This is a genomic window from Enterococcus termitis, assembly GCF_001730305.1.
GTDB lineage: Bacteria > Bacillota > Bacilli > Lactobacillales > Enterococcaceae > Enterococcus_L > Enterococcus_L termitis.
In genome coordinates this window covers 1-4527 of record NZ_MIJY01000029.1, presented here as the reverse complement: position 1 = coordinate 4527, position 4527 = coordinate 1, and the positions used below count along the sequence as shown (strand labels likewise).

The 4527-nt window shown below is 32.8% G+C and carries 5 protein-coding genes and 1 pseudogene; 2 read left to right on the top strand and 4 right to left on the bottom strand.

All coding sequences use genetic code 11. From position 1 onward, the window contains the following. Window positions 1-229: 229 nt before the first annotated feature. The 4 genes from BCR25_RS12385 to BCR25_RS12370 all read right to left on the bottom strand — a co-directional run bounded on the left by BCR25_RS12385 (window position 230) and on the right by BCR25_RS12370 (window position 2342). A complete protein-coding gene (locus BCR25_RS12385; protein WP_069663910.1) occupies window positions 230-553 on the bottom strand; it encodes a type II toxin-antitoxin system RelE/ParE family toxin in 324 nt (107 codons plus the stop codon). Further along, a complete protein-coding gene (locus BCR25_RS12380) occupies window positions 543-803 on the bottom strand; it encodes a type II toxin-antitoxin system Phd/YefM family antitoxin (RefSeq protein ID WP_069663909.1) in 261 nt (86 codons plus the stop codon). Before BCR25_RS12380 ends, BCR25_RS12385 begins: the two co-directional genes overlap by 11 nt. Before the next feature lie 239 nt (window positions 804-1042). After that, entirely contained in the window at window positions 1043-1276 is a 234-nt protein-coding gene (locus BCR25_RS12375) for a type II toxin-antitoxin system Phd/YefM family antitoxin (protein ID WP_069663908.1), read from the bottom strand. Between the two features lie 88 nt (window positions 1277-1364). Then, entirely contained in the window at window positions 1365-2342 is a 978-nt protein-coding gene (locus BCR25_RS12370; RefSeq protein ID WP_069663907.1) for a hypothetical protein, read from the bottom strand. A 260-nt stretch (window positions 2343-2602) separates the two neighbouring features. Between BCR25_RS12370 and BCR25_RS12365 the strand changes: the two genes are divergently transcribed. Both BCR25_RS12365 and fic read left to right on the top strand, forming a co-directional pair. Next, window positions 2603-3202 carry a site-specific integrase gene (locus tag BCR25_RS12365; RefSeq protein WP_069663906.1) on the top strand — a complete coding sequence of 200 codons (600 nt, stop codon included), beginning with the start codon at window positions 2603-2605 and terminating at the stop codon, window positions 3200-3202. A 202-nt stretch (window positions 3203-3404) separates the two neighbouring features. Next, a pseudogene (gene fic / locus BCR25_RS12360) lies at window positions 3405-3972 on the top strand (protein adenylyltransferase Fic). Window positions 3973-4527 lie beyond the last annotated feature (555 nt).

Below are 4527 nucleotides of genomic sequence, written 5' to 3'. Positions count from 1 at the left end.
TTGTCTTTTCCCTTCAAAAATAACCACTTAAACAATAACAATAGAGAGGTAATGGGAATTCCCCCTTTGTCGCATTTACTTTTGATATATAAGAGTAACAAAAAGGGGGAGATTCTATTACCAAGTACGAAAATTAGAAGTAAAAATCTACTGACTTCTAGCAGCATCAGTGGATTTTTACTTCTAATTTTCGTTGGATATATTCTCTTTTAATATGGTAACTAAGAAATCAGTTCAATTTTAAAATATTTATGAAATCTTGTTTAGATGATAATATGCGATAAACATTGACTGCTCTTTCTACTACCTCATAAAATATTAAATATTCATCAATGATTAGATATCGTATTTCGGTAGGAATAATAGTTTTATTGGCTAAGGGAGATCCTGATAAAGGATGTGTTTGCAACTGATCTAGGCCATCAAAAATATTATTAACCAATTGATCAACGTTTGTTTGATACATTCCTAGTTCAGTTAAATAGAATGTGATTTCCTTCAAATCTCTTTCTACTTGTGCAGCAATAGATAAAGAGTATAGGCTATTCCCCATCATTGTTATTCCGGATATTAGTCTTAAATTCGTCAAGAGACATACTTTTTTCAGTCATATGTGAAGTCACACCCTTTTGAACTTCACTAAATAGCTCTAGTGTAGCATTCATTTTCTGCCATTCTGCAAAGTCAGATACGACATATTTTGCACGTCCATTTTTTGTTAAAACAACATGTTGACCATCTTTCACGTCGTTTAATGTTTGGTTGTAAAAACGAAGGTCTGAGACTGGCAATATGTTTTCCATTGTAATCACCTATCTTTCTAAATTTATTATAGCACATTTTAATTAATATCTTAATTAAAATGTTCAGAGTATTTTTAATATAAATTTTTCTTGGTCAACTGAGTAAAAGATAACATTTGAACTGATAATTAAATAGCGAGATCCTTTTTAGAAATTAATCAGGTTCAATGATTTTTTCTTTCGTTTTGAAGACTGTCTTAAGCATATTCAGTGATTGTAACACTATACTTATTCATGCATTATAGCCCTAGCTCTCGTAAAACTTCTGAAGCATTATGTGTTTTGTCAGATTTAGTTTTTTCAAGGTCATTTAGTAAATCAAGCCCTAGTTTAAGACGTTCGTATTCATCAATATCTATCACAGCATATTTACCATATCCATTCTTAGTCAAAAATAGCGGGTGACTTGGCTTGACATCATCTAATATCTTACTATAGTTTCGTAATTCTGAAATAGGTTTTATATTCATCATAATAGCTCACTACCTTTCTTCATCCGAATGTACCATATTTTACGAATAATTTATAGCGGGAATTTTTGTTATTGTGAATGGAGTTTTGTCAAAGTACTTTTGTTAACGCTTCTTGAATAACATCCAATTTATTTGAGGATGGCTTAAATCTGGAGAGTCTCCAAACCGTAGCAACTTTCTCACCACCTATCTCAATTATTCCATAGTCTTCAGAAATCTTAGAACTGATTTCTTCTATTAATATAGAGGGTATGGCAATCCATAAATAATTCATATGCTGCTGGTATTGCCTGCTGTTGAAGGATCGTTGTAATTCTTCTTCAGAAAGCACAACTTCAATAGAATGTAGATTTAATTGATGTGGCTTACTAGTATGATTTTCAAGTAATAAAAAATCGATAGTATGTGATCGATCAGTTATCGAAGAGTAAAACGAAAATTTGGGCAGTAGCTTATAAACTTTCTTTTTTGAATAAGTCATTAGAGTATTTATACTAAGATCAGGGAGACTATCTAACCAAGAACTATAGGTTAAGGAGATGGAGATATCTGAAACAGATAGAGCTAACTCCTTTTCTTTTATAGAGAGACCAACTTCAGAGTGCCCGTTCTTTTTTACTATACTTCCCTCCTCTCCACTTCTGATGGTCTTAACTGATTTCCAGGCATTTAATAGATCGGATCGTTTTAACTCTCTCTGAAGTACCTTTTCCATTAAGTTATCTTTTATATCCTTATTTCCCTGACTTATCTTCTCTACCAGTTCAAAATTATCCGGGCTGACTTCAACGTCTTCAATCCTTGGTACAATAATCCCGTTCTTTTTTGCTCTCTTTTGATAATCAGAATAAATTTCCCCAGCTTTTTTTCGTTTCCAAATGAGTGATTCAGTTACTCCAGATTCATATGCTAAGTGCTGAATCCAGCGAGTGAATGATTTATGTTCGGGTTTCCATAAAGTTCCAATTTCGACTTCTCTGATTAACTCAAATAATCGAACCCATGAGCGTTTATCTTTAATGAGAATTTTTTCAATCTCTTCTTCAATAATTTTGATGTTAGACATAATAAAAAACTCCTTTCTTTTAATTACTATAACGTATTATAGTAATTATTGTAAATTAGAAAATGTGCATAAGAATTTTCGAACTATTATGAATATTACTTAAGCTAGTTGTGTCATATTCGTAGAAATAGGGTAAATATAGACGGCTCTAAGGATTATTCAATGTTTGAGTAACTCTTTAGTTTTATAGCTTGTTTGAATAAGACTAAAACTGTAGTATACTAGAATTAAGTCATATTGATAAAAAGAAGGATTTTTCCATGAAAATTGTCCAACCGATTAGAGAAAAAAAGCAAATTGATGCAATGAAGGCCATTTTGTCTTCCGGAAAAATGGGACCAAGAAATATGTTACTATTTTCGATCGGAATAAATACCGCCTATCGAATTTCAGATTTACGTCGATTGAAATTGTCAGACGTTCTAATAATTTCTCGTGGTCGGGTGATTGCGAAAGAACGATTAGAAATGAAGGAACAAAAAACCGGCAAACACAATTCTATTATTATTACCAATAAATTGAGAAAGCAGATCCTGGAGTATGTGAATGATTCTTTTCCTTCACAGGTGGCTGCGCATGATTTTGATCACTTTCTATTTCCAAGCAGGAAGGGAGAGGATCAACCATTAAGCCGACAAGCACTTTGGGATGTGTTAAGTAAAGCAGCCAAAAGTATGGGGATGAAAAATATCGGTAGCCACTCGATGAGAAAAACATTTGGGTATTTTCTTTATAAGAACGGCACGCATATTGAGATTATACAAGAACTGTTAAATCATTCGTCTCAGCGTGAGACATTACGTTATATTGGAATCACACAAGAGGATAAAGATACTGCAGTAATGAGTTTAGATTTATAGTACTAGGAAATTTACTATATAATAGGAAGAAACACGTCATTTTTTTTGAAAATAACTATCTTTTTAATAGATAGAATATATTAGAGGCTTTGATAAGAGTCACAAATAATTCAATTAAAGAAGCAGTAAGAATTAGATATTTAATTCTTGAATGTTAATCTGAGAAAATAAGAAAGGTCCAGGAAGGAAAAAATGATAACAAATAAAATTAGACATTACAAATCAAGCTGAATTAGCGCGAGTAGAAGAAAAAATCAGTAAATCGAATGCAAAGAAATTATACGATAGTGGTGACATTGATAAACTAGAAGTAGGAACCTTCGAAGTTCTGACAGATATTTATGATTTTGCCGATGAAATTAGAACGGTGAATATTGCTAAAGGGAATTTTGGATTTACGCCGGTTATGTATTTGAAAGTCTCATTAAATCATATTGATCAAATGCTGCAATCCAATATTGATGAAATTGTAGCAAAGTACGTTGAGATGAACATTGCACACCCTTTTCGAGAGGGAATGGACGTAGTACAAGAATATGGGATCTAATTTTGAAGCAGGAAATCAACAAAGTAATCGATTGGAACCTGATTTAACAAAGAAGATTATCTTTCTGCAATGGAACGCAGACTGTCAATGATTTGGAAATAGCTCATTTAATCAAGTAAGCACTAGCATCTTTAGTAAATGATCGTGAAACATACATGAAAGGTATATCGATGTTAGTTATTACCATGGAGGATACACAGAGTACAATACTGATGACTTGTGACTTGTAGTAAATAGAAAAGCTGAAAAAATCGTCCCAACTTATAGCTAAATCTATATATATCATAAACTTATGTTGTTGGTAGAGTGATTCTAAGGATGTTTAAACTTTTAAACTTAGAACTTATTTGAGTGAGCCGCTCTGAGGGTTCTTAAAAACGAGCGGAAATGATAAAAAAGAACACCTCTTTTCTATCATTTTATCGTCTGTTATGAAAACCCCTAGCATAGCTAGGCTAGGGGTTCCGGAGAGCTTCCAGCGTGGTAGTAAAAAAGCCTCCTAAGCTGTTAAGATGAAGTTGGTTTCCCAATCACCACATCAAAAAGCTTAGGAGGTACCTTTATGAAAAAGGCTAACGAAAATTTATCACACACTGTATGGAAATGTAAGTATTATTATTAGTCTGTGGCTATTCTAGTTAATCAGCCTTTTATTTATCTGTCTCTCTTTATGGTATCGCCGAGAACGTATAGGTTAACTCCGCTTGATACTCTGATTGTGTTCCCGTATTTTGCCAGTTTTGGTTCCCTGGTACAACTAAGCTCACTTGCTCATCAC